The organism is Vreelandella sp. 2A-K22 (assembly GCF_054065485.1).
Map to the genome: position 1 here is coordinate 59,135 of NZ_JBSUGC010000002.1, position 25,462 is coordinate 84,596.

At 54.0% G+C, this 25,462-nt stretch carries 23 protein-coding genes; 9 read left to right on the forward strand and 14 right to left on the reverse strand.

The window, feature by feature from the left end; all coding sequences use genetic code 11:
* Positions 1-13: 13 nt before the first annotated feature.
* Genes ACW17M_RS02575 through ACW17M_RS02600 form a run of 6 tightly spaced genes read right to left on the reverse strand, consistent with a single transcriptional unit; the run spans position 14 to position 5,867 of the window.
* Positions 14-295 carry an amphi-Trp domain-containing protein gene (locus ACW17M_RS02575; RefSeq protein WP_161463505.1) on the reverse strand — a complete coding sequence of 94 codons (282 nt, stop codon included), beginning with the start codon at positions 293-295 and terminating at the stop codon, positions 14-16.
* Entirely contained in the window at positions 292-1,626 is a 1,335-nt protein-coding gene (locus tag ACW17M_RS02580) for a metallophosphoesterase (RefSeq protein ID WP_022524070.1), read from the reverse strand. The genes ACW17M_RS02575 and ACW17M_RS02580 overlap by 4 nt, the downstream gene beginning before the upstream one ends.
* Positions 1,627-1,653: 27 nt before the next feature.
* Positions 1,654-2,382 (reverse strand): histidine phosphatase family protein, encoded by a 729-nt coding sequence (locus ACW17M_RS02585; protein WP_233974766.1) that lies wholly within the window; start codon positions 2,380-2,382, stop codon positions 1,654-1,656.
* Entirely contained in the window at positions 2,382-3,491 is a 1,110-nt protein-coding gene (locus ACW17M_RS02590; protein WP_233974767.1) for an HprK-related kinase B, read from the reverse strand. The genes ACW17M_RS02585 and ACW17M_RS02590 overlap by 1 nt, the downstream gene beginning before the upstream one ends.
* Positions 3,488-4,414 carry a GAK system ATP-grasp enzyme gene (locus tag ACW17M_RS02595; protein WP_457546881.1) on the reverse strand — a complete coding sequence of 309 codons (927 nt, stop codon included), beginning with the start codon at positions 4,412-4,414 and terminating at the stop codon, positions 3,488-3,490. The genes ACW17M_RS02590 and ACW17M_RS02595 overlap by 4 nt, the downstream gene beginning before the upstream one ends.
* Entirely contained in the window at positions 4,407-5,867 is a 1,461-nt protein-coding gene (locus tag ACW17M_RS02600; protein ID WP_457546882.1) for an aminoglycoside phosphotransferase family protein, read from the reverse strand. The genes ACW17M_RS02595 and ACW17M_RS02600 overlap by 8 nt, the downstream gene beginning before the upstream one ends.
* A 258-nt stretch (positions 5,868-6,125) precedes the next feature.
* On the opposite strand from ACW17M_RS02600, the gene ACW17M_RS02605 reads away from it, so the two are divergent.
* The 3 genes from ACW17M_RS02605 to ACW17M_RS02615 all read left to right on the forward strand — a co-directional run bounded on the left by ACW17M_RS02605 (position 6,126) and on the right by ACW17M_RS02615 (position 9,466).
* Positions 6,126-7,361 carry a GAK system CofD-like protein gene (locus ACW17M_RS02605; protein ID WP_233974770.1) on the forward strand — a complete coding sequence of 412 codons (1,236 nt, stop codon included), beginning with the start codon at positions 6,126-6,128 and terminating at the stop codon, positions 7,359-7,361.
* Between the two features lie 34 nt (positions 7,362-7,395).
* Positions 7,396-8,385 carry a GlxA family transcriptional regulator gene (locus tag ACW17M_RS02610; RefSeq protein ID WP_052475578.1) on the forward strand — a complete coding sequence of 330 codons (990 nt, stop codon included), beginning with the start codon at positions 7,396-7,398 and terminating at the stop codon, positions 8,383-8,385.
* A gap of 97 nt (positions 8,386-8,482) precedes the next feature.
* On the forward strand, positions 8,483-9,466 hold the full coding sequence (locus ACW17M_RS02615; RefSeq protein WP_230804005.1) for an ABC transporter substrate-binding protein: 984 nt from the start codon (positions 8,483-8,485) through the stop codon (positions 9,464-9,466).
* A gap of 64 nt (positions 9,467-9,530) precedes the next feature.
* Here the strand turns inward: ACW17M_RS02615 and ACW17M_RS02620 are convergent, their stop codons facing one another.
* From ACW17M_RS02620 to ACW17M_RS02655, 8 genes are all read right to left on the reverse strand, one after another.
* Entirely contained in the window at positions 9,531-10,349 is an 819-nt protein-coding gene (locus ACW17M_RS02620) for an alpha/beta hydrolase (RefSeq protein WP_230804002.1), read from the reverse strand.
* Between the two features lie 14 nt (positions 10,350-10,363).
* Positions 10,364-10,819, reverse strand: coding sequence for a thioesterase family protein (locus ACW17M_RS02625; RefSeq protein ID WP_230803987.1), 456 nt, complete (start codon positions 10,817-10,819; stop codon positions 10,364-10,366).
* Entirely contained in the window at positions 10,819-11,772 is a 954-nt protein-coding gene (locus tag ACW17M_RS02630) for an L-carnitine dehydrogenase (protein WP_230803984.1), read from the reverse strand. The genes ACW17M_RS02625 and ACW17M_RS02630 overlap by 1 nt, the downstream gene beginning before the upstream one ends.
* Positions 11,769-12,689: a BKACE family enzyme gene (locus ACW17M_RS02635; protein ID WP_230803982.1), complete on the reverse strand. Its 921-nt coding sequence runs from the start codon at positions 12,687-12,689 to the stop codon at positions 11,769-11,771. Before ACW17M_RS02635 ends, ACW17M_RS02630 begins: the two co-directional genes overlap by 4 nt.
* A 115-nt stretch (positions 12,690-12,804) precedes the next feature.
* Positions 12,805-13,977: a lipocalin-like domain-containing protein gene (locus ACW17M_RS02640; protein WP_457546883.1), complete on the reverse strand. Its 1,173-nt coding sequence runs from the start codon at positions 13,975-13,977 to the stop codon at positions 12,805-12,807.
* Positions 13,974-16,475, reverse strand: coding sequence for an FtsX-like permease family protein (locus ACW17M_RS02645; protein ID WP_457546884.1), 2,502 nt, complete (start codon positions 16,473-16,475; stop codon positions 13,974-13,976). The genes ACW17M_RS02640 and ACW17M_RS02645 overlap by 4 nt, the downstream gene beginning before the upstream one ends.
* Positions 16,472-17,137, reverse strand: coding sequence for an ABC transporter ATP-binding protein (locus ACW17M_RS02650; protein ID WP_138800013.1), 666 nt, complete (start codon positions 17,135-17,137; stop codon positions 16,472-16,474). The genes ACW17M_RS02645 and ACW17M_RS02650 overlap by 4 nt, the downstream gene beginning before the upstream one ends.
* A gap of 40 nt (positions 17,138-17,177) precedes the next feature.
* Positions 17,178-18,731, reverse strand: a complete 1,554-nt coding sequence (locus ACW17M_RS02655; RefSeq protein ID WP_035539125.1) for a sensor domain-containing diguanylate cyclase — start codon at positions 18,729-18,731, stop codon at positions 17,178-17,180.
* Between the two features lie 355 nt (positions 18,732-19,086).
* Here ACW17M_RS02655 and ACW17M_RS02660 point away from each other — a divergent pair, with 355 nt between their 5' ends.
* From ACW17M_RS02660 to manD, 6 genes are all read left to right on the forward strand, one after another.
* Positions 19,087-19,818 (forward strand): GntR family transcriptional regulator, encoded by a 732-nt coding sequence (locus ACW17M_RS02660; RefSeq protein WP_027959012.1) that lies wholly within the window; start codon positions 19,087-19,089, stop codon positions 19,816-19,818.
* A gap of 106 nt (positions 19,819-19,924) precedes the next feature.
* On the forward strand, positions 19,925-20,884 hold the full coding sequence (locus tag ACW17M_RS02665; RefSeq protein ID WP_009287701.1) for a C4-dicarboxylate TRAP transporter substrate-binding protein: 960 nt from the start codon (positions 19,925-19,927) through the stop codon (positions 20,882-20,884).
* A 97-nt stretch (positions 20,885-20,981) separates the two neighbouring features.
* On the forward strand, positions 20,982-21,476 hold the full coding sequence (locus tag ACW17M_RS02670) for a TRAP transporter small permease (RefSeq protein WP_022524052.1): 495 nt from the start codon (positions 20,982-20,984) through the stop codon (positions 21,474-21,476).
* Positions 21,473-22,762 carry a TRAP transporter large permease gene (locus tag ACW17M_RS02675; protein WP_457546885.1) on the forward strand — a complete coding sequence of 430 codons (1,290 nt, stop codon included), beginning with the start codon at positions 21,473-21,475 and terminating at the stop codon, positions 22,760-22,762. The genes ACW17M_RS02670 and ACW17M_RS02675 overlap by 4 nt, the downstream gene beginning before the upstream one ends.
* Positions 22,763-22,798: 36 nt before the next feature.
* On the forward strand, positions 22,799-24,220 hold the full coding sequence (uxaC, locus tag ACW17M_RS02680; protein WP_230803974.1) for a glucuronate isomerase: 1,422 nt from the start codon (positions 22,799-22,801) through the stop codon (positions 24,218-24,220).
* A gap of 30 nt (positions 24,221-24,250) precedes the next feature.
* On the forward strand, positions 24,251-25,462 hold the full coding sequence (gene manD / locus ACW17M_RS02685) for a D-mannonate dehydratase ManD (protein ID WP_041157987.1): 1,212 nt from the start codon (positions 24,251-24,253) through the stop codon (positions 25,460-25,462).

Below are 25,462 nucleotides of genomic sequence, written 5' to 3' on the forward strand. Positions count from 1 at the left end.
GGGGCGTCAGCTCTTAACGTTTACCTGCTTTTGTTTTAATTTTGGGAGGTGTGTCGGAAAGCTCTTTCTCTTTGGTGCGCCATTTAATCTTTACTTCCACCTCCTGTTTATCGCCTTCATCACTGGCGCGCAGGGAGACTTGCAGTAACTGCTGGGGGGAAAGTACCAGTTCTCCTTCACTTTCCTGAAAGGCTAATTCGCCTTTATTGATCGCATTTGCCAGGGTAACCAGTAACTCTTGGGTTGACTGACGATCCAGCAGGGAATCGTGGCTGAATTTCGTTTTTGACTTCATTTAGCGGGCTCCACCAGTTTTCCTTTGCGGCCGGGCTTGAATACTTTTGCCTGAGGGTAATCGCAGCTAAGGCCGATCACTCCACGGTTTTTGTCGATTAACGTTACCCCTACACCGTAGCCATCGAGCCCCTCATTTTTACGCGAGTGAGCGTCCAGGGTGATATCGGCTTCGATATGGATAAGCCCGTTTTTGAGCGTGACCCGCTGGCCAAAGTGTTGGTTGATATGGCCGTGAACCAGCACCTGAATGCCCGCTCGCCGGGCAACGTAGGCGCCGCGCGGCGTAAGGGGAAGATCGGCTTTACGGTATTTGGTTCTAAAGGTATTGGCCAGAGAGCCATAATAAAAACTGAACAGGTTTTGGTGCATTAGGTTTTTTTTGAAAGCGCGGTTGGCATGTTTTACGCCGTATTTGGCCAGCAGTTCGGCCATATGATCATCAAGGCCGGCATGCAGAAACAGAAAGGAACCGCGCTTTTTAACCAACTGCATGCGTCGGAAAAACCAGCTAAATTCCCCCGATTTGTTAAGAAATAGCGAACGACACTTCATCGCCGCGGCGTAGACTTGGGTGAGCGACAGGCCGTTTTTTGCACAGTGCGCCTCGAAGCTCTGCGCCTTGGTGGTCATCTTGCTGATTTCACGCTCTATACCCTCGGGGGTGAGAAACCCGGCGGCATAGAAGGGGAAGTTTTCGAACCAGTCGTTGCCTGGAAACAGCGCCTGTCGGCACGCCTGCTCGGACGGTAATCCTTTGTCCCACTGGGTATCGGCCAGGTATTGATCGAATACCTCTTTAAACAGCGGTATGACCTTCTTGCCCATGCGCACAAAGAGATGTTGGCTACCGGCGTCAGTGTCGCGTTCCAACGATAGCAGCCCCATCAGCAAGCGGAGATCATGGTTACCGGCCAGCAGAGTGATATCTGCTTTTAGGCGGTATAAATGGGCCAGGCTGCGCAGCATCATCAGATTGCTGGGGCCTTTGTCCAGGCAGTCTCCGCCCACCACGATTTCGGCCTTTTTGCCGAATTTCGTCAGTGCATATTCACATAGGTGGGAGCCTTCGCGTTCGATCACGCCTGCAGCAATTAGCGAGGCTTCAAATGCCTCGGCGTCCGCATGGGGATCTGAGATGAATGCCACTGGCTTTTTGGGCCAGGCGAAGCCTTTTTTTCGCGAGCGCTTAACAAAGGTGCTTAGCGCCTCATCGTGATTGACCGAAGTCGCGTCATCGGGCCAGGGCGCCCACTCTGTCGGAAGGCGCGTCAAGATGGCGTTGTGATACGGTTGTTTGCTTACCTTTGGAATAACATTGAACGCGGTCATAGAAGCCATCTTATTCATCGCTATCGTCTAATCGAGTGGGTCTGCTGGCTGGCGCTGTTTCCAGTTTCCGTACAGTCGGTGCCAGCCTTGGTTATGCCGCTCGAAAACGACCGGATGACCATGAAACATACTTAACCGTTTAATATCGCTGAAGGGTATGACATTTAAATGATAGCTTGCGTGGCGAATGGAGGCGCCGTGGCCCACCACCAGCTGTAGTTGATTTAGGTGATTGAGTTGCTTGAGCTGATTCCGTTGCTTCGTTGTCTCAGGTCGCGGCTGTGGCTCTAAAAGTGCTTGTAAATGAGCAGCGACCCTTGCACCTGCCTCCAACAGAGATTCCGCGCCGTCGAAGGGCAGTCTGAAATCGCTGGCTGATTTCCAGCCCTTAGGTAAGGGCTCAAGGCGAGGGTCGAGGGCGACGATCCGTTCTATTTCCTGAATGCTAAGATTGGCCAGCGCCCCAACGCTGCGTTCACAGAGGGCCGAAAAGCTGCGCAAACGGGGCGGCTCCGCAAACAGCGGCGTTAGCTCTTCGCGGAAGATTTCGGCTGTTTGCCAGGCTCTTAGCAGTGTCGAGCAGTGTATCTCCGCATTGAGCTGATAGCCTGAAGTGGTTAGCCACGCGCCGAATCGCCGCGCCTGCTCTCGAACGTCTTCCGCACCCTTTTCCGTGAGCGGGTAAGGCTGCAGGGCGCTGGGTGTATCCGCTAGTTGAGAATATTCACCGTGCCGAATCAGCGCCAGTGCCACCATCAGAGAATGCCTTTGGCTTGGAGCAGCGCAATGGCACGCTCAAAATCGATGGTACCGGTGAGGCGCAGCACTTCAACGCGCTCTAGATGTTCGGCATAGACCTTGGCAGATTGGGCATGCTCGGTGGGAAAGCGGCCATCCGCGTGTTGAAAAAATGGCCCTGGGCTTTTGCGTAAGCCCTCAAGCGCCTCAGGTGTTTGGGTGATATCCACGCTACTCAGGGCTGTCGGGGCGGTAGCGTCTAATGCCCAGTCCAGCAGTATCAGGTGTTTGAGCGTGCCGGAGAGGGCGGTTTTACCCTCGCCATAGGCGTTAGGAATCAACACATCGTACTTCTGCTCAATATCCCATAGCTGGCTTTTATGCATGCCGGTAAATCGGTCGCGCTCTTCAGTAGGCAGTATGTCGCTCAAACGCGGGGAGTTGATCAGCGTGCCTGGGTTAACGCGGGGGTGCTTGGCGACACCGATAACGCTTACCTGGTCGTTGTCGGGCTTAAACAGAATCCGGTCATTGGAGAGAAAGCGCGCCGTTGCGGTTTCCAGCGCTTTCAGCATTAGCGTCGATTTACCGCCACCGGAGCTGGCGGCAATGGCCGTGACGTTGCCATCGATATCAAAGGCCGAGGCGTGGCCGAGCAGGTAACCATCGCGTTGATGATGATTGAGGAACTGGTTGTTAATAAAGTTGATGACTTGCGATGAGTGCTTGTTTAACTCGCCAATCGCAGCTGGCGCCGTTAACGATTGGAACAGCACCATCCCCGTGCGTACTTTATGAATCCAGCGCCCTTGAGGCGTATCCACGTAGGCCTCTTTCAGTCCCAGAGTGCTGGTTTTGGCCCGTGTTACTGCTGTCCACTCGCGGCCGCTGGTATCCGCTTGCTGATCCAACAGCCATACCGGTAGTTCTGGCTGGTCAAGGGTATGGACTTCTTTCGGGAGCAAACCAGACGCCGTTAAACCAGCATAGTAAACCTCAAGATGGTCAAGAATGGCTGGGTGGTCGGCCAGCACGCGAATTGTTAAACCATTGAACGTCAGCGGTAACGCATAGGTGCAGGCGGCCTTTGCCTGATTGATTTGTTGATTATCAAAAAGGTTGATCATTCACCTGCCTCTGCTGTATCTGTCTCTGCTGTCTCGGCCTCAAGCTGGCTAAGCACATAATCACACAGCTTCTCAGCAGCATCGATACCACACCCTTTTTTCGCGCCGCTAAATCCGCCAAAGGCCGAGACCTCAAAGACCACGGGCCCTTCATCAGTCAATGCAATGTCTACAGTGGTAAAGCTTAGGTCGAAGCATGACTGGGCTTTTAGGCCAAGCTCAATCAGCTCAGGGCTTGCATCAAAGGTTCGATATTTGCCCCCGCTGTGTATCGTTGTATTCCACGACTTGTCATCGCCGACACGGGCATAGGTGCACAGGTACTTGCCGCCTAGAAATACCATGCCTAGATCCTGACCGCCCAGGTTGACGAACTTCTGAAGGTAAAAAAGGCCATGCTTAGCCTTAAATTTATTCAGTATTTGAGTATTGGCTTTAACACCATCTGCCGCTTTTAACACCACCATGCCGCGGGCTTTGGTTGAGTAGAGCGGTTTTAGGATCGCCTTTCCGAACGTTTGGATAGCCTCCAGCGCTGCATCAGTGCTCTCGGTGACTTGCGTCGCGGGCAGCGGGATACCGCCGGATGCCAGGGCGGCGGTGCCCTCAAGACGATTAATCAGGCGCCCCACCTGGCTTGGCGAGCTGAAACAGCGCACCCCGTCCGCTTCAAGGGTTTTGAGCATGCGCAGTCGGTCGTCGGCGGCATGGGAGTAGGTTTCGCTTATTTTTTTGATGATCACGCCGTCAAGCGTGTTGAGCAAGGTGTCCCGATAACGTAACTCGCCGGTTTCAAGTTCTAGCACGACGTCAGCCATATCGATAACGCAGCGGTAGCCGGTGCGCTGTTCCAAATGATTCGCCAATACTTCGGTTGACCATTTGCCAGGTATCCCGATGACCGCAATTCGCTTATTAATCACTAAAAATATCCTCTAGGGGAAGCCTGTACTTCTCTATTTTCTCAGGGGGGAGAAGTGTTATGGCCTCTAGCAGGTAGCTCGCTCTAAGGGCGAGTCGGTTGGCAAAAAGCTTGTCGTAAATAAAGCGCGTCGAGGTGGCAAAGGAGCGACCTAGCGCGATGGCTAGCCGCGCATCAAAGCTTACATCTTTATTCTCTTTGGCGAACCGGCGCGCAAACTGATAGAGCTGTCTGATCAATCCCATTAGTTCCGCTCTAGGGGCCGCATCCATAATGGGGAGCCGATAAATTGACGCCATCAGAACGGATAAATCCTGAACATAATCAGAATAGGAGGCGCGGTGCAGGTCGATAAAGTAGATGCGATTTTTGAGTTCGTCATAGATGAGGTTGTCGACGTTAAAGTCGCCGTGGATCAGCACGGAAAATGGCGCCCTAAGCTGACGCTCTAGGGGCTCTACGCGATCGATCAACTCATCAAAACTGGGGCGGGGCAGTCCGCAAATGGTTTGGTGTGTATGAAACAGTGTTGGGTGCGTGTGGCGGGTTTCGGGCATGCGTTTACGCAACTGCTGCATATACTCGGGCTGAGCCGGCTCGTTAGTACGTGATGTCTTCCAGGTCTTTCTCAACGTCCGTTGGAGTGTGTGGGCAAGTTGCTTGGCGGATTTCCACTGGTCGTTTAACAGTAGTGACTCAAGCGTTCGGCCGGGGAGGTGTTCGATCACCATTGAACCCAGTTCATCCCCCTGCTCGACATGGTGCGAAAGAACCGTTGGGGCCACCTTAGGATAGACCCGTTTCCATTGATCTACCCCGTAAAGTTCTTCAATGACTTTCTGGCTTTCACCCTCTTTGTAGACTGCCATCATCTTGCCAGAGGTGGCATGCTCGGCTCTCAGTGTGGCAATGGTGCTGCCGCTGCGGGTAAGCGCCAGCCGCTCAACGGTAAATTCGTCATTCTGGGCGGTCATCGCGTGGGCGGCATTTTTCAGTTGCTTGTAATTTTGCAAGCGTACGGCAGGGCCGAAATTGGCGGCGAGTAGGGCGTCGGCAAGCTCTGAAAGCAGATGAATCATGCGGTGAAGCTGAAAATCCACCACGGCGCTGTTACGCATGTCTGAAGCGCCCGGCTCAAAAGCAGTGGTTAAGCGGGCGGTTATTTTGGGAATTCGGCGTCCAATTTTCAGGCCTTGGCGAGTGTTTGCATCATCGATATTAATGATCACCAGCTTCAATGATTTACCCACCAATCGAATGAGCTTGGCGTACTCTTTTCGCGATTTATCGGGAAGCTGCTTCAGGGCCTTGATGTCGGTGAATTCAAGGCAGGATTGGCCTAACTGGTCAAGTAGTCGGGCTAAGCGCTCAAGGGATTTGGATTGCTGAAAACCCTGCCCATCGACTTTGCGTCGCTGCACATCCATGGCGACGGCGAGCTCAACTTTCTCCACCAGCGTGTTCCTATAGCCTTTGCGATTGATCAGGCGCCGAGAAACGGATTCACTTGGCTGAGTCACATAAACTTCAACTAACTCGAAGTGATTTTCAACTTCGAATCGTAGAAAATAGAAATGCTCCAAAATCGACGTATTGATACGCTGCCTCACCGAGATAAAGTGCGCTTAGGTGGTTACTGCTTCTGAGAGTCAACAGTATAAATAACAGTGCCATCGTTTACGTTACATGTTTCTTACAGTACAAAGACTTGTATGAAAAAAAGACGTTTTATCGGTACCCGAATGTGCCTGCCCCGTGAGATTGGCAAGGGGCGGGATCTGCGTCTGGCCAGATACCGAAAAGCCCCCGAGCTAGGGCCGAAAATACTCTTCTTTAGTGGCGGCACGGCACTAAGACATTTTTCTGAGGTGTTGACGGACTATACCCATAATTCCATTCATCTGGTTACCCCTTTTGATTCAGGAGGCAGCTCGGCAGAGTTACGCCGGGCCTTCGCGATGCCTGCGGTGGGCGACCTAAGGGCACGCCTGCTTGCTCTGGCTGATGATTCAGTTACCGGGCACCCTGAGGTGGCTGCGCTTTTTTCACATCGGCTATCGGCAAGGGAGGGGGAAGACGCGACGGCAAAGACAGCACTTGAGCAAAGTCTGCAGGCCCTTGTCAGTGCTAAGCATCCGCTGCTCAAGGCAATTGCTGAGCCCATGCGGTCGCTGATCCAGAGCTATATCGCCGCATTCTACAAACATATGCCCAAAGATTTTAACCTCGCTGGTGCCAGTGTGGGGAACCTGATCTTGACCGGCGGTTATCTGATTCATGATCGCTCTCTGGATCCGATTGCCTTTCTCTTTGGTCAACTGATCAAGACCCGCGGCACCGTTCGGACAACGACGGATGCCAACCTTCAACTGGAGGTATTGTTAGAGAACGGTCGAACGATTATTGGCCAACACTGCTTTACCGGCAAAGAGACGGCTCAAATCGATTCGCCTATCAGAGCGATAAAATTATCAGGCGAGGCGGACGATATCGATACCTTGGATGCTTCCAAAGTGTGTAAAGAGACCCGTAAGCTCATTGATTCGGCTGAGCTGTTGGTTTTCCCGCCGGGTAGTTTTTATAGCAGTGTCATTGCCAACCTGCTGCCCAAGGGGGTTGATAAGGCATTGGCTAAAAATCCGTCACCCAAAGTGTATGTGCCAAGCCTGGGAACTGATCTTGAAACGCTTGGCATGACGTTGGTGGATCAGGTTCAAGTGCTCAATGAGCATTTGTCTGGCACACTCGAACCCCTATCGTCTAAGCGGTCTTCAATCGATTTTTTACTGTTTGATTCGCAGCTTCTGAGTGTTTCGGCTGATCAGATTGAGACGCTACGCGATGAAATGGGTATTCAAATCATTGATCTAGATCTTGCGCCGGAGAATGCTGATACCCAACGTTATGACGACGTTAAGCTGGCTGAAGCGCTGCTTGGGTTGACCTGACACCGACATACTCTAAATGACCTTGGGCATTGCTATGCGTCTTAGTTACCAGGGCCCGCTGCCTGAAATGGTGGGGTTTTTGCTATTGCCGCAGTATTCGATGATGGCTTTCTTTGCGGCGGTGGAGCCGCTGCGAATTGCCAACCGCATTGCCCATCGACCGCTGTTCGACTGGACGTTGATTAGCGCTGATGGCGGGCCGGTGACGGCGTCGAACGGTATGACCTTGATGGTGGATCACGCAACGGCGGATGTTCACCATTTGCCCTCGCTTGCGGTATGCAGCGGCTTTACTCCCGAGGCGCATCTTACCCGGCCGTTAATGGCCTGGCTTCATCAGTTGGATCAGGCGGGCTGCTGTTTGGGTGGTATTGATACCGGAGCGTTTCTACTCGCCGCTACAGGGTTATTAAAGCACGAGCGGGTGGCACTGCACTGGGAGAGTCTGCCCGCGTTTCGTGAGCGTTTTCCGGGTATTGACACTACCGATGAGCTTTACGAGTTGGGCGAGCGGCGCTTCTCCTGTGCGGGTGGGGCAGCGGCGATGGATATGGCGCTGGAAGTGATTGCCCGGCGGCATGGCGCAAAGTTGGCTATCGATGTCTCCGAGCAACTGATCCATGACCGAATTCGCACCCGCAGCGATCAGCAGCGCATGGCGTTGGTGAAGCGCTTAGGTACGCATAACCGGCGCGTTGTGGAGGCGGTTGCGCTGATGGAGCAGAACCTGGAAGAACCGCTCCCCCTTGACGAGATAGCCAGCCAAGTAGAGGTATCGGTGCGCCAGTTGCAGCGTCTGTTTGAGCAGGAGCTAAACGTGACCCCGCGTCAATGGTATTTGCAGCTGCGTGTGAAGCGCGCCCGGCGGCTGCTGGCCGAGACTGACTTAGCGGTATTAGAAGTGGGCGTGGCCTGTGGGTTTAGTTCGTCGTCGAGCTTTGCGCGTACGTTTCGTGCGCATTACGGCTACTCGCCTCGGCAGGTGCGTTCTGCCATAGCGGAGAAGACCTTTAAAGCGCAATGAGTGTCGCTTAATGCCTGATAAGCGTCGCTTAGTGTCTAGTGATAGGGGAGTAGCCGCGCATACTAGCTAAACCCAACTAATAAAGAGGTTTAGCCAAATGTCGGTCACAACTAGCTTCGCCACCACTAGCTCTGCCACTACCAGCCCTACCACTACTAAGACGCTGTCGTTGACAGCGAGTTTTTTACTCGCTGCGTTTACTGCCACACCCGCTATGGCAGAGCTTGATGAACTGCGCTTTGGGGTGCCGCCGTGGCCTGGGGTGACGGTAAAGTCTGAAGTGGCGGCCCAGCTACTTGAGACCATGGGGTACGAGACCCGACAGCAAGATTTAGCCGTGAGCGTTATCCTCGAAGGCTTAACGCGGAACGACTTGGAAATTTATCTAGGCGGCTGGTATCCCGTTCAGACTGATATGGTCGAGCCCCTGGTGGCCGACGGTAAAGTCGAAAAAGTGGTTTCCAATATCCGCGGCGCCAATTCCGGGCTAGTGGTTCCCCAGTATGTTTACGATGCAGGCGTCACCACGGTGGCTGAGCTGGCAGAGCATCACGACCGCTTCGATGGTGAAATTCAGGGGATTGAAGCGGGCACCGGTATTAACGATGCGATTCTCAATGCCATCGATAATGATCTTGCGGGGCTGGGCGATTGGCAGCTCCGCGAAAGCTCGACTTCGGCCATGCTGGCCCAGGCTGAGCAAAAAATGGCCGATGAAGAGTGGGTGACCTTTGTCGGCTGGGAGCCTCACTGGATGAACGTGAGCTTTGATCTGGCCTATTTAGCCGATAGCGATGACGCGGGCGTGGCTTCTATTGAAAGCACGGTATGGACAATTACCCCTGCCAGCCTGGCGGAAGAAGCGCCTGAGGTTCACCGCTTTCTGTCGCAGTACGTGATCGATATCGAAGATCAAAACGATTGGGTGCATGAGTACAGTTACGAAGAGCGCCCGGCGGATGAAGTGGCTAATGAGTGGATTGGCAACAACCTGGATACCGTTGCCGAATGGCTGGAGGGGGTTGAAACCCGCGATGGGGAGTCCGCCATTGAGCAGGTGCGAGCCCAGTTCGACTCTTAATAGTTATTCGTTAATAGCACGGCTCGTAAAGCCTAAGCTGTGATTAACGACAAACAGCGCCTTATTAATTAAGGCGCTGTTTTAGTTTTTGGCAAAAGTCCTGCCAAGCCGCACTCATATCGGGTAGCAGCGCATGGGCGTGAAGGGCGGCATGAACCATGTTCGGGGCGCAGCGATAGCCTACCGAGGCACCTTCCTCGCGCCAATTGGCTATTGCGGCTTCGATGGGTAGTGTCAGTGGATCCCTCTCCACGGTAAGCATTTCAATGCTTGTGGCAGGAGGGTGGCGATCACGCTGAGTCGCAATGATGTCAGGACACTGTTGACGAATGCCGAGCACATCGCCGCGTGAAAGCAGTGGCGCATCTTCTCCCAAGCATTCAAGGGAAAGCGCGCCAACGGTTGGGTAGATCAATCCTAGCGGCGGCGCTTCATTGCGCTGATGGGCAAGGTCAATGGCTAATCGCCCGCCCGCGCTGTCACCCACCAGCGCGATAGGTTGAATCGCTTCTAACACCGTACGGCAGTCTGCCAACATGGCGGGGTAATCTACCTCTGGTGCCAGCCGATAGTTAACGCTTACCACTTCACGCTCAAGCATCTGGGCCAAGCTGGCGGCGGGGCCATGGTGGCTCTCTGTTGAGCCGATGGTAAAACCGCCGCCATGGATAAACAGCGCGCGGCCTGGTGTGCGCTGCTGGGGAATAAAACGGCGCACGCGAATACCACCCAAAGCGCTATTTTTAACCCGCATTCCTGCCGGGTCGGGTGGGGCGAACGTTTGGCAAAGCTCAACGTAGGCGCGCCGTGCTTGAGGTAATGGCAGCTCCTTTATCTTTGCCAGCCCGGCGCTAAAGCGCTGAATGAAGTCGTCCACGTTCATCGCTACTGTAACCCTTAGCGCCGAATACCAATGGTGCGGCTGGCAAGCTCGGGCCAAGCGTCTTTATGGGCTTGGGGTAGTTCTGTCACGCGATTTGCGACCGCTTCTGGAAACGGGCTTGGGCGCCCAGAGGCTTGTTTCATGCCCATCAACATCTGCTCGCTGGTCGCGATCAGGTTATCTTCGTCATCGAACAGGGTGAAAAAGACGTGCAGGCGCTTTGTGTCGCTATCCAGTAGCGTCAGACTGACGTTCAGGGCTTGGCCTTGGTGGGCCTCGCGGCGGTAGCAAAGATGCGTTTCCAGGGTATAGATCGTGTAGCCATAGTGTTCTCGGCCCGCTTCATCCAACCCAATGGTGTCGATAAGCGCCTCGCAGGCCAGAGAGAAGACGCGGGCGTACTCCGCGTCGTTCATATGCCCGTTGTAGTCGACCCACTCGGGAGCGACGTGGGTTTCATAAATAATCATTAAATGCGCCCCTGTAAGCCTTCGGCTTCCGGCCAATATTTTTGCACCACCTCGAGCAGCTCGACTAAAAAGTCATCCCGGCGCCGGTCAAGGGTGGCCACTGATCGTCCTGCCGCTTGATGCTCACACCCCTCGACGACTTTATCAATCAGTTCATCGGTGAGTTCCGGGGCCTCCAGCTTGGTCCAGGGCAGTTTAAGCGCTGGGCCAAACTGCTCCAGCATATGGCGCATGCCTGGCTCGCCGCCCGCTAGGTGGAAGGTTAAGAACGTGCCCATTAACGGCCAGCGGAGTCCACAGCCGTAAACCACGGCGGCATCGATCTCTTCGGTGGTTGCTACGCCATCGTTAACCAGATGCAGGGCTTCCCGCCACAGCGCCTCCATTAAGCGGTCGGCGATGTGGCCCTCAATTTCACGGCGAACCACCAGTGGGCGCATGGCGAGGGCCTGATACAGCCTCTGGGCGCTGGCGATCTGTGTGGGCTGGGTGGCCTTACCGCCAACAAGCTCTACCAATGGCAGTAAATACACCGGGTTGAAGGGGTGAGCGACGATCACGCGCCCAGGCGCTTGTTGGCACTGCTGCTGCAGGTCGGTGGGTTTAAAGCCGGAGGTAGACGAGCCAATAATGACGTCCGGTGGGGCAGCAGCGTCAATCGCGGATAAAATCTCTTGCTTTAGCGGTAGGCGCTCGGGCACGTTTTCCTGAATCAGGTCAGCGCCATCCACGGCTTTTTCAATCGTATCCGCAAAGGTTAACCGCTCAGGGCTAGCATCGGGCGCTAAGCCGAGCTGGGTTAACGAGGGCCAGGCATTGTCGATAAACGATTGGGTACGCGCCGGTGCCTTGGGATCCGGGTCGAAGGCGACGACGTCCCAGCCTTGAGCGAGGGCGCGGGCAATCCAGCCGTTGCCAATCACGCCGGTACCGATGACGGCTAAGCGGCTCATTTGTCACCTCCTGCTGTGTTACCCATGATACTTCCGGTCAACGGGTCGCGTAGTTTGAGATGAGCGCGGGTTTCTGCAGGCGTCATTACTCGGGCGCCGAGGTTTTCAATAATGGTCGACGCTTTCTCGACCAGTTGGCCGTTGTTAGCCAACACGCCTTTCTCTAAAAACAGGTTATCTTCCAACCCAACCCTAGCGTGGCCACCCAGCAGCACCGCCTGGGCGACCATGGGCATTTGATGTCGACCAATGCCGAAGGCGGCCCAGTTAGCATTGGCAGGTAATTTGTTGCGCATGGCCAGCATCGTTTCTGTGTCCGCTTCAGCACCCCAGGGAATACCCAGACAGAGCTGATAGAGCGGGTCGCCATCGATCAAGCCCTCTTGCTGAAGCTGGCGGGCAAACCAGACATGGCCCAAATCAAAGCACTCCAGCTCTGGCTTAACGCCTGCGGCCTGAACCAGGCGGGCGTGTTCGCGTAGCCAGTCTGCGGGGTTTACGTAGACCATATCGCCAAAATTGAGGCTGCCGCAGTCCAGCGTGCACAGCTCGGGAAGCAGTTCGCCGACCGGGGCGTGACGCTCGGCGGGTGTTTGGATATCGGTGCCTGGGCCGCCGCGCGTTGGGTCGGTGGCATCGGGTATCCAGTCGCCGCCGCCACCAGCGGTGATGTTCATCACAATATCCACATCGGCCTCGCGTACGCGCTCCATCACTTCGCGGAACTGCTCAGTAGAGTGGCTGATGCCGCCGGTCTCCGGGTCGCGAACATGGATATGCGCGATGCTGGCCCCGGCATGCGCCGCTTCAATGCAGGAAGCTGCAATGGCCTTGGGTGTAACAGGCACATTGGGGTTTTTTGCGGTGGTATCTCCCGCGCCCGTCACGGCACAGGTAAGAATGACATTGCGGTTCATGGCGTGCTCTCTAGTCAGCAGTTTATTCGCTTACTAGTGTGTCGCCGTGCGCAGACATTAGTTGTCATAAAGCGACATTCGCTATACATAAGATGCGATTTTTGATCTCGGCTAATTAATACCCGGTCATTTCCAAATAACCCTCGCCAAGCGGTTCGCCGCTGGCGCGGTCGTTGACCACCACTTCACCTTCCCAGTAGGGCACGCTGGTGGTCATCCAGCGGTTGGCGTGGGGCGCTTCGATGTTGATGTCGATCCCTACTGACGGTATTTCCAGCCGCCATTGGGTGGGCACATTGCGACCGGCGACAGCCGACGTTGCCAGCGGCGTTAGGGTAATGTCATCTGATGCTAAGGGGGTGGCGTCGCCTTGGGGAGTAATCCAGGTGCCGGAGCGGTAGTCGGCGTTTTGGGCGGAGCCGCCACGTAGTTGGAACGCCATCAGCTTGTGGCCATCCTCAAGGTGAATCGAGAACCAGTCCCAGCCTGATTGGCGGGCATCAAGCAGTTGACTGCTCCACTCCCGATCCAGCCAGCCGCGCCCGCTAACGGTTTTTGTCTCGCCGTTAATGGTGACTTCGCCGTTTATTTGCCAGAAGGGCTGGCTGTAGTACATGGAGCCCTGGCCATTGGCGGCTTTCTGGCTAAAACCCTCTTCGCCGTGAAGCACCAGCGGCCCCTCTGCAGTCAGTTCTAAACGGTAGCCAAAACGCGATGCACCCTCGCCGCTGTAGGCGGTTAGTGTGAGGTGATTAAAATCGCTGCTGTCGGCTTCTTCGTTAGCTTTAAGCTGCCAATCATCCAGCCAGGCATGAAAGGGGCTAATCATTACGCCTGCTTGGCTGTCCTGGGGAGTGTTCAATGAGGCCTGTGAATGGCTGCGCCCGAAACGTTCGGCCACCTGGTGTTGCTCGCCCTGGGAGATCGCCATATGGGCCATCCACAGTTGATCGGCCGCCCAAGGAGTAGGCGCAGGGCGTTCGTTGGGAGGTATCAGCGCCTGGCGAAAGAGCGTCCACTGCAGGCCAAGTGGCTCACCGTCGGCGTCTTCTAAATTGGCGGTTAAATACCACCATTCAATGCGGTAGTCCGGGTGGGCGGCGTGCTCTTGTGGAAAACTGAGCGGCTGATTAGGCTCGGCATGCCTAAAACCATCGGCGTCTTGTCCTAAACCGGCAAAGCCTGTGTTGTTGGTTTCGGTTTGATTCTCTTCGTCACAGCCGTAAAGCGTTAGCGCTACAGTGGCTATCAGTAGAAGATGCAAGGTTAGTCGAAGCCTTAAGCTCATTGATTGGCCTCTTCTGCCAGTAAGGCCCGCGGTGAGGCGCGCCAGAAACGCAGCGTGGGCAGGGCTGCTGCCAGGAGTGCCACACCAACGGCGGTGGCCAGGGTAACGGCCATTTCCCCAGGAAATAGATAGAGCGGTAGTCGCCAGCCGAAGGCGGCCACATTAATAATCGCCACTAATCCCCAGGTAATCGCGATACCCAGTGGAATGGCCAGCAGGCCGGTGGCTAATGCGGCACCGCTCAGTTGTGCCAGATTTAATTGTGCCAGCTGTGCTCGGGGAACGCCCAGCGCCCATAGCGGCGCTAACTGTTGGCGTCGGCTGCGTGCCTGGGTCAGCAGGCTGGCGAGCAGCGCTAGTGCCGCTACTGCTAGGGTTAATGCATTGAGCGCGCGGGTAATGGTAAAGGTACGCTCAAAAATCTCGGTGGCAATACGCTTGATCTCGCGCTGATCGCTCAGCGCATCGCTGCCGAGGTCAAAGCGTTCGAGCAGAGCAGCATGCAGGGCATCAACATCAGCCTCGTCACTCAGCACTAACCCCATGGAGCTAGGCGGGGCATCAAAACGAGCGGCAAGCTGGGGCGATGCCATTAGCACCTGCCCGCTGGGGTTGCCGTAGTCGGGATAAATAGCGGCGATGGTCAGCGTTTCATTGGCGCCGGGCGCGTTCAGCGTCAGGCGATCACCGGGGGAGAGGTTCTCTGCAGTGGCAAGTTGCTCGTTAATAAAAATCGCGCCATCACTAAAGGCTGCCCAGGCGGATGAGCGGTCTTGTTGGGTTGCCAGCAGCGGCCAGTGCGGAGTGAGTGATTCGCCAGGGGTAATGCCGTAAAGCTCGATAGGCGTGCCTAAAGAGCGGCTACCTTCCGGCGTTGTAGCGGCCTGTAGTGTTGCATCGCTGCGCCGTGTGAGCAGGCGCTCGAAGACCTCCGGGCGATCAGCCAGCCAAGCATCAATATCCGCATATTGCTCGGCGGGGGCATTCAAGTAGAGCGGGGCGACCAAGCGCTGATCGAGCCAGTCTAAAAACGTCAGGCGAAAGCCGCCGACCATGCTACCGACCCCCAGATTGGTCGCCAGGGCGATAAGTAGTGCCATCATGGCCAGTGACAGCCTAGGTAGCTGAAGCTGCATATCCGCCAGTGCCCAGTGAATAAGTGGGCGCCGCCGGGCGAGGTACGTCAGCGCTTTTAGTAGCAGTGCTAAAAAGGGCGGCAGCCACAGGGCGCTAGCCAGAAGTAACGCCGCTACCAGCGTAAAGCCTGTCACTAATCCATCGCCAGGGGGCTGAAAGCGAAGCCAAACATACAATGCTAGCGCAACGCCCATCGCGAAAGCGCCGCCGATGCTCATTAGCGATAATTGGCGGCGGTAACCGCTACGCCAGGCCTGCATCTGACCTAACTCCAACATGTTTAAGCGGGCCGCGCGCCATAGCACGCCGCTGCCTGCCAGCAGTAGTCCGCCAAGGCTAACCGCCAGCCCACCGACCCAGTAATGCCAGGGCAGGTTGAGCTCTTGCCCGATGCCTGCGCCATAAAGTGAGCCCAGGGTTGCCGCGACATCGGGCAGTAACAAACGTGCCAGCCATACGCCGCTGGCAATACCGGCAAGTGCTCCGATTAGGCCGAGCAGGAGCAGCTCTAAGCTGAGCGCTAGCACTAAACTGCGCCCTGATACACCCAGCACTCGCAGGGTGCGCAGCATGCCCAGGCGTTGCTCCAACGCTAGGCCTAGCGCTGCTTGAACGATGAATAGCCCCACGACCCAGGCAAGTAGCCCCAGTGCGGTAAGGTTCAGGTGAAAGCTTTCGGTCAGTTGACCAGGGGAGGCAAGCGTGGTGGCGCGGGTGAGCGTTAATCCCGGGGGCGCTTCAGTGAGTGCCCCCGGGGCGGCCACGATGCGCGTAAGCTGGTCGCCGCTTTCAAGCAACCGCGCTGCGGCGGCAATATCCATGATCAGCGTGTCTGGGGGTAGTGCTGGCGCTAAAACGAGCGGCGGGAGTGTTTTGCCATCTGCCAAGGTCGGGGTGGCAGCCGATGCATTCTCGCGCGTTATCCCTAGGGTTTCCAAAGCGTCAGGCGCTACGCGTGTTTGCCACGGGGGCGTTAGAAAGTCACTTAACGACGCGGAGGTGTTGGCTTGAGCCAGCGCGTTATCGCTGGAAAGGGTCAGTGGGTCAATGCCGATCAGAGTTAGCCGGGTGCCATCTTGGGTAACGACTTCACCCTCTAGCATGGGCGATACGGGCAAGTCTGCTTGACGCAGGGCGTGATACTCGGCACGACTGAATGGCATGCCATCGCGCCGCTCAAGCTGATCCAGCTGGGTGTCAAACAGCGCATCGGCGCGGGCGTAGCTGTCGCGAGCGGTGGCGTTGATCGCCTGGATGCCACTCCATAGGGCACTAGCCACCCATAGTCCGAGCAGCAGCATTATCAGTTGGCCGGGGTGGCGCCGGTAGTGGCTAAGTAGCGTGGATAGCACCCGGGTCATAGTGCCGCTTCTAGTAGATGACCGTGGCTTAGACGTAGGCAGCGATCAAGCGGAGCCGCCACTTGGGGGCTGTGGGTGACAATGAGCAGGGCGCACTGAGTTTCGCGAACCAGGCTCAATAGCAGTTCAAGCACTTCACCTGCGGTGGTTTCATCCAAATTGCCCGTGGGTTCATCGGCAAGCAGCAGAGGTGGGCGCGGCGCCAGAGCACGACCAATAGCTAAGCGCTGCTGCTGCCCGCCAGAGAGCTGCTCCGGGTAACGTGTTTCCATGCCACTCAGCCCAAGCCGCTCAATTAAGTGGTCTGTCCAGTCGGCATCGTCGCGATTGGCTAAGCGCGCCTGTAAGCGCAGATTGTCGATGACCGTTAAGCTGGGCACTAAGTGGAATTGCTGGAAGACTAAACCCAGTTGCTCGCGGCGTAGCTTGGCGCGCGTGGGCTCAGGTAGAGACGCGACATTCTGGTTTTCGAAGCTAACTGTTCCTTGGTCGGGAAGATCTAAACCGGCGGCAAGATGCAGTAGGGTGGATTTGCCGCTCCCAGATTCTCCCATTAGCGCCAGGCTTTCTCCTGCCGCGAGACGAAGGGAGACATCGTTGAGCACGTTCAGCGGCCCTTGTGGCGTCGTGTAGGTTTTATGTACCTGATGAAATTCCAGCATGGCTGCCTTTGTTGTCCATTAAGGTAGAGGCTAGTTGATGCTAGTTTGGAGCCCCTGGCGCGCCGCGCTCCCCATATACTGCTATTCCACCCCTACCCGTGCGTTTAATGAAATACATACTTTTATCCGCGGCATCAATAAGCTCGCCCGCATCGCCAAATCCGCCGTCGTTCAGGCAGGCAATGCCAATCGAAACGGAGACATAGATAGGGTGCTGGTCGTTGTGAGCCATGGGCGTTTTTTCTAAACGCTGGGCAATACGTTTGGCGAATACTTGAGCTGCCTGGGCATCTTCATCTGGCAAAATGACCAGGAACTCTTCGCCTCCCCAGCGCCCCGCAAGATCGCCTTCACGAATAAGCGACTGCAGCGTTTTGCCGAATTTTTGCAGCACGTTGTCGCCCATTTGGTGGCCGTATTGATCGTTGAGCTTCTTAAAGTGGTCAAGGTCAATAAATACCACTGACATGATGCGAGACTGTTCCTGGCATAAGGCAAAGCGCTTATGCATTTGCTCTTCAAGCCAGGATCGGTTGGCAAGACCGGTGAGCATATCGGTTCGTGAACGCTCTTCTAACTCATCTTGTCGTTGACGCAGGGAGGCGAGCTCTACTTGTTGCGTTTCAAAGCGCGCTTTGAGCTGTAACGTCTGTTGGAACAGCAGTTGTTGAGCCTCGGCAAGCAACGATTCGTTATCCTGCAAAGGGGGGGCCGTCATTTGCAGCATGTCCGCCAGCGCTGGCAACTGTTCCTGAATATTCTCTAACAAAAGCCGTAATGAGATCGCATGGGCGCCCTGGTAGGTTTCAAACTCTCGTACCACGGCGACGAGCGACTGCGCAGGATGTGAAGAGAGCCAGGCGTCGGCGATGGGCCCAGACAGCTGAATGCAAAGCCTATCGGCGGCGGTAATGTCGTACTCATTGTGGCTATCGCAGATACGCTGAGCGAGCGGTGTTGGAACACCCCATTTGGCAGCGAGCCAAGCACCTACTTGAGAGTGATCGCAGCCAAAAAGGCGCTGTTCCGACTCGGATAACTGTCGATGAGAGAGTGCGGCTTCAGCATACAACTCATTGCTCTCTTTAGGGTATGTCGCCCTTAAAGCCATGATGCCAATGTCTTGTAGTAAGGCGGCAGTGAAAACGGGCCCCGCCATGTCCGGGCAAAGCTGTATGGCAAGGTGTCGTGCTGCTAACGAGGCGATGATAGAGCGCATCCATACCCGCTGGTAATGGGCGTCAATACCTCTGTTTTGAAGCAGGCTGAAGCTCATTACCGCTGCCAGCGTGGTGTCTAACCCCAAACGTGCCGTTGCTTCTTGGCACGCATGTACCTTTATATGACTACGTGAGAAAAAAGCGCTATTGGCAAGGGTAATGATACGCATGCTCAAGGCAGGATCACGCTCGATAGCATTGGCGTAGTCGTTTACCGACGGATGCTCAGTACGTGCCACTTTTAAAACGTTAACGGCGACAGCAGGGAGGGTAGGTAAGTTTGGACACTTGAGTAGATCAGCTATCAAAAATAACGGTAATTCTGTCGTTAAGACCAGGTCTTTCGAATTATCCTTTGCCTGGATGGCCTGCATTATTCTCTCCTTACGCGTATTTAGCTTGCAGCAGCCGTGAGCCATCCATGGCAATTGCCGTATTGGGCAGTATTCAGTCGTTTGTCTCAAACCATTTTAGGTGATTCGTCTGCTAAATACTCGCGTTTGAATGCCGATTTTATTACAGCTCAAAGTTCAAAAAATACGCTAAACCGAGATGTTATGTAAGATATTTCTCAGAACCAGCTAAGAAGTTGGCTATTAGATGTCCGGCGCGACATGCGACTAAAGGGTATAGCGATGAGCCTTTTTTTATCTCAATTCAACTACCATACTAGTCATATCAGCTTCTGGCGCTAATCGTCTCGGGCTTCTCTAATTAGGATCAGGTGCAATGCACACGACATTACAAACGCTCTGGCAGGGAACCCACGAAGGGGAATCGGTTCGCCAACGGCTATTTCATGTGCTGAGGCAGTCGATTATTCAGATGGTACTGGCGCCGGGGCAGGCGCTATCGGAAAAGGAGCTTGCCGACACTTTTTCGGTGAGCCGTCAGCCAGTGCGGGAAGCTTTCATAAGGCTCTCAGAGTCAGGCTTGGTGGAAGTTCGCCCTCAAAGGGGAACCTATGTTGTACGCATTTCGCGCCAAGCGGTGCTAGAGGCACGATTTATTCGTGAGTCGCTTGAGGTGTCAATCGTACGCGAAGCCACCAAGCAACCCCTTCAGTCTGGCGTGCTAATGGAGCTTAACGAGCTTATTGATCGACAGCGTAGCTGCATCGAGCGACAAGACCATGACCGCTTCTTCTTTCTTGATGAAATGTTTCATCGCACCTTGGCATTGGCTACGGGACAAACCATGGCGTGGAATGTGATTGAAGACGTCAAAGCACAATTAGACAGAGTACGGTATTTGAGTATTCCTGATTCTACGCCTATTCCGAAATTGGCCGATCAGCATCAGGCCATCGTGGATGCGATATCTGCTGGAGATACTGACGCGGCAGTTCAGGCAATGAGTATTCATCAATGTGAAATACTCCACTCTCTGCCTGAATTAGAGCATCGCTTTCCGGAGCTGTTTGAAGGTGTGAGCATGAATGTTCATGCGCTAACTATATAAAACCCACTAATGAGTACAACAACGCTGCACAAGTTGCATGAAGTAGATCCAGCCAGAACTGGCTGGTGAATTATCAACAATAAATAGATGTCTTTAGGAGCCCTACATGAAACTCACAAAATTACTGCCTGCTGTTGCATTGGTTGTCGCAAGCCATTCGGCTCACGCTGCTTACCAGCTTAATGTCTCAATTGCGTTGAGTCCTCAGGATCCCATTGCTCAGGCGATGGAGAGCGCTAAAGAGGCGATTGATGAGCGCTCAGAGGGAGAGCTGACCATTCAGATTTTCCCAAACAGCCAGCTTGGTTCTGACGAAGACGTGATCGAACAAATTCGTAGTGGTGCCAATATCGCGATCTTAGTCGATGCGGGGCGTTTATCGGAGTATCAACCTGAGTTGGGTATCTTAAGTGCCCCTTATTTAGTTGAAGACTATCGTGACTATGACCAAATCACAACATCTCCGCTTTACCTTGATTGGGTCGAAAGTATGGCAGAAACCAGTGGTTTACGATTACTCAATTATAACTGGTTTCAAGGGTCACGGCAGATGCTGACTCAAAATGAAGTGAAGACACCTGATGATTTGAGTGGTGTGCGTGTGCGGACTATCAACTCACCAGTATGGGTGAAAACCGTCGAAGCGATGGGCGCTACTCCAACACCGCTGCCTTGGTCAGAAGTTTACTCAGCGCTACAGCTAGGGTCGATCGACGGGGCTGAAGCACAACTAACCGCCGCTGAAGGCCAAAATCTGCATGAAGTTATTACTCATGTGGCACTAACAAACCATATTCATTTGATGACCGGTATTGCGACTTCTGAACAGTGGTATCAAGCATTACCTGATGAGCTGCGCTCTATTCTTGATGAAGAACTGCTAAAAGCTGGTGAAGCTGCTAGTCAAGCAACCGCAGCGGCTCAAGCCTCAGTGCGCGCGCGGATGGTAGCGGAGGGCGTTACGTTTTCTCAAGTGGATATGGGCGTATTCAGAGATCGAATGGGCAGCGTTTATGAAGAGCTAGGTTACAACCAGTATCGTGATCAATTGCTTTCTTCAGAGTGAGTCTCAGCCCTCTGCTCGCCAGGGCGGGGGCTGCACCCTTTTTGTCTTTTGCTATTACTTAACTGTCCGGATGCCCGTATAGGGCGAGGAATGCTGTATGTGGCATTGGTACGATAAAGGTGAGGAGTGGCTGGCTATTATGCTACTCGGTGGTACCTCTCTCACCATGTTAGTTAGCTCAACGGCTAGGGCAATAGGGAATCCTTTTGCAGGGGGCGCTGAGCTTGCACAATTTTTGTTTATTTGGACTGCTGTATTAGGGGCTGATATTACCCTGCGCCAGGGAGGCCAGGTGCGAATTGATGCCCTTGTCATTCGTTTACCTCTTAAGTTACAGCTCATGATTACCAGCCTATGTGTTGGGATGATGATGCTCTTTCTGGCTCTTTTAATCTGGTATGGCTTCGTTCTAGCAGCTTCAAACTGGCAGCGTCCCATGGGAGTGGCAGGACTTAGTTATGGGTATATCACTCTGGCACTTCCTGTCGGGGCATTGTTAATGATGCTTTCACTGGTACGCCGCTTGTTCGCTAAGGGCGTCATCGGGAGTTTGGTTGTTGACGATGATGACATTGTGGAGGAGGCGCTATGACGGCAGCTCTGTTATTAGGATTCGGTCTGCTTCTCATGGCGATAGGTATGCCCGTTGCCTTTGCTATTGGAATTGCGGGTTTCTCCTATTTCTTATTGCCAGAAACATTTTTACCGACAAGCATTGCCGTCCAGCGCATTGTATCTTCGACGCAATCATTTCCACTATTAGCTGTGCCGTTGTTTATTTTCATCGGCCATTTAATGAACGCCAGCGGTATTACCCCCCGTTTGGTTCACCTTTCTACTCTATTAGCAGGATGGATGAGCGGTGGTTTAGCCCAGGCAAGTATCGTGTTGAGCACCTTAATGGGCGGGGTTTCCGGTTCTGCCGTGGCGGATGCCGCAATGCAATCCAGGGTGCTGGGAAAAAGCATGATCAAGGGAGGCTATTCAGCGGGGTTTACTGGGGCGGTGCTCTCTATTGGGGGGCTGATTACTGCGACCATTCCACCGAGTATCGGTTTGATCCTTTACGGCTATCTTGGCGAAGTTTCGATAGGGCGGCTATTTATCGCAGGCCTCGTGCCGGGCTTCTTGCTAATGGTGGCGCTGATGCTGACCACTTACATCATGGCTAAACGACGGGGCTATCAGCCAGTAAGGGAGCGGTTGCCCACCGGCCGTGAAGTGCTTAAGGCCCTACGTGGCAGTATCTGGGCAATTCTCTTCCCCGTATGGCTCTTGGTGGGTATTCGCTATGGACTTTTTACCCCTTCCGAAGCAGGTGCTTTTGCGGTTGCTTATGCCTTGTTGGTGGGCTACGTAATACACCGAGAAATGGGTATTAAAGAGATACTTAATGCCATGCGTGCCAGCGTAAGAGATATTGGCATGATAATGCTGATTATTATGTTCTCAGGCATTATTGGTTATGTCGTCTCTTTCGAAAGGGTGCCGCAAACAATAGCAGAGCTAACACTCGGCGTATTCTCTAGTCATATAACACTGTTGCTGGCAGTTTCCGTAATACTTGTTTTTCTAGGTATGTTGTTAGAAGCCACGGTTGTTGTCATGTTGTTAACCCCCATCTTGGTGCCCGTTATTAAAGCCGCAGGTGTTGATCCTGTTCATTTTGGGCTGTTAATGATGACGCTGGTTACGTTCGGTGGCATGACACCTCCTGTGGGTATTTCAATGTATACCGTGTGCGGAATATTACGATGCTCTTTTTATGAGTATAGCCGTGAGTTACTGCCTTTTGCCTTTGCTGTATTTGTGGTTGTGCTAGGCATTCTCTTCTTCCCCAATGTAGTGCTGTTTTTGCCTAATTTATTGCTGGGCTAAATCTGCCTATGACACTCTCATAATGAAGGAGCGATGATGAAGTTTAATGATAATGTTGAGTTCATGGGCAAAGACTTTCTGTTAGAAAATGAAGCAGCCCGACGGCTTTATCATGAGCACGCAGCGATCATGCCGATTTGCGATTATCACTCGCACTTAGATCCAGTCGAAATAGCTCATAATACCCAGTTCGATAATTTAACCCAGCTATGGCTAAAAGGGGATCACTATAAATGGCGTGCAATGCGCTGCGCGGGTGTTGCTGAGCAGCGTATAACCGGAGATGTCAGTGACCGAGAACGCTTTCAAGCATGGGCGGAAACCGTACCCGACTGCTTAGGCAATCCACTCTATCATTGGACGCATCTTGAGCTTAAGAAGCCGTTAGGGATCGACAATATTCTCCTCTCTGCACAGACAGCTGAGGAGATATGGCACCTATCTAAACAGCGGCTAGCAACTCCACAGCTTAGTGCTCAAGGGATTTTGGAGCGCTTTAACGTGCGTACTATTTGTACCACGGATGATCCTGTGGATAGCTTGGAAACCCATCAACGGCACGCGAAGGCGAACACTGGGCCGACTATGCTGCCGACATTTCGAGCTGATGCGGTTCTCAAAATAGAACAGCCAGCGTTTGTCGATTATCTCGCTACGCTCGAAGTTGCCAGTGGTGTGACGATACAGCGTTTCGATGATTTGCTGGCTGCTCTGTACCAGCGTCTCGAACATTTCGAAAGTTTAGGTTGCTGCCTTTCCGACCATAGCCTTGAGAAGCCCGTTTTTGTTGAGCCTCCTGCAGCTTATGAGCTGGATCGGATACTCGACCGCAGAAAGCGCGGAAATGAACTGAGTAGTGATGATGTGCACGGCTTTACCACAGCGGTGCTGCTATGGCTCGGTAAGGAGTATGCACGCCGGGGCTGGGTCATGCAGCTTCACATTGGCGCTTTGCGCGATTTAAGCCAGCGGGGGCGTCGTGACATAGGCGCTAACAGTGGTTTCGATGCGATTGGCGATATCACCTACGCAGAACCTTTAGCGGCGCTGTTGGATGCGCTGGATAGCCAGCATCAACTGCCGCGCACCGTGCTTTATAACCTTAACCCGCGGGATAACGAAATGCTCGCTGGGCTGGCCGGTTCCTTTCAAGGTGATGGAATCCCCGGAAAAGTGCAGTTTGGAGCCGCATGGTGGTTTAACGACCAGCGTGATGGCATGGAACGCCAGCTAACTACCCAGATGCAGTTTGGTTTGCTGCGCCACTTTGTGGGCATGCTGACTGATTCTCGTAGCCTTCTATCGTTTTCTCGTCATGAGTATTTTCGGCGTATTTTTTGCCAAATGCTGGGGACTCAAATGACCCGCGGCGAGTTACCCAACGATATTGACCGAGTTGGCGAGCTGGTTCGTGCGGTGTGCTACCACAATGTGCAGCGCTACCTATTTGAGCGTTAACTTCTTTTTACTTCTTGTGATGGATTTACCATGATCATTAGCGATGCATATTTAATCGTAACGTCCCCAGGCCGCAACTTTGTCACGCTGAAAATTGTTACCGAATCAGGAGTGTATGGGATCGGCGATGCCACATTAAATGGCCGCGAGCTGTCGGTGGTCGCCTACCTGGAAGAACATGTGTTACCAACATTAATTGGTCGCGATGCTAGCCGCATTGAAGATATCTGGCACTTTCTGTATCGCGGCGCTTACTGGCGGCGTGGGCCAGTAACGATGACGGCTATTGCCGCAGTGGACGTAGCCCTATGGGACATCAAAGCAAAGCTTGCGGGGATGCCGCTTTACCAGCTGTTGGGTGGTAAGAGTCGCGATCGGGTGATGGTCTACGGTCATGCGACAGGGCGTGATATTGAAGCGTGCCTAGAAGAGGTCGCCCGCCATGTGGATGAGGGCTACAGAGCGGTACGCGTTCAAGCTGGTGTGCCAGGCATTGCCAGCATCTATGGTGTCGCCAAAAAAGAGGGTGAGCCCTATGAACCTGCAGATTCTGATTTGCCCGCAGAGCATGTGTGGAGTACCAGTAAATACTTAAACCATGTGCCTAAACTATTTGCCGCCGTGCGTGAGCGCTTCGGCGATGATTTGCACGTGCTACACGATGTTCATCATCGCCTGACGCCCATCGAGGCTGCTCGCTTAGGTAAAGAAGTGGAGCCCTACCATCTCTTTTGGCTTGAAGACTGCGTACCGGCTGAAAATCAGGAGGCGTTTGGCCTTATCCGCCAGCACACCACCACGCCGCTGGCCGTAGGTGAAGTCTTTAACAGCCTGTTTGACGCCAAAGCGTTGATCGAGAATCAGTGGATTGACTATATACGCGCCACTTTAACCCACGCCGGGGGGATCACCCACGTACGGCGCATTGCCGATTTGGCGGGTCTTTACCACGTGCGTACCGGCTTCCACGGGCCAACGGATCTTTCGCCGGTTTGCTTGGGGGCGGCGATTCACTTTGACACCTGGGTACCCAACTTCGGCATCCAGGAGTATATGCCGCATACCAGCGCCACTGACGAGGTATTCCCCCACGATTATCGCTTTGAGGACGGGCATTTCATCGTTGGTGAAAAGCCGGGGCATGGTGTTGATATCGATGAACAGTTAGCCAAGCAATACCCCTATAAGCGCGCCAGCCTGCCGGTGAACCGGTTAGAAGACGGCACCTTGTGGCACTGGTGA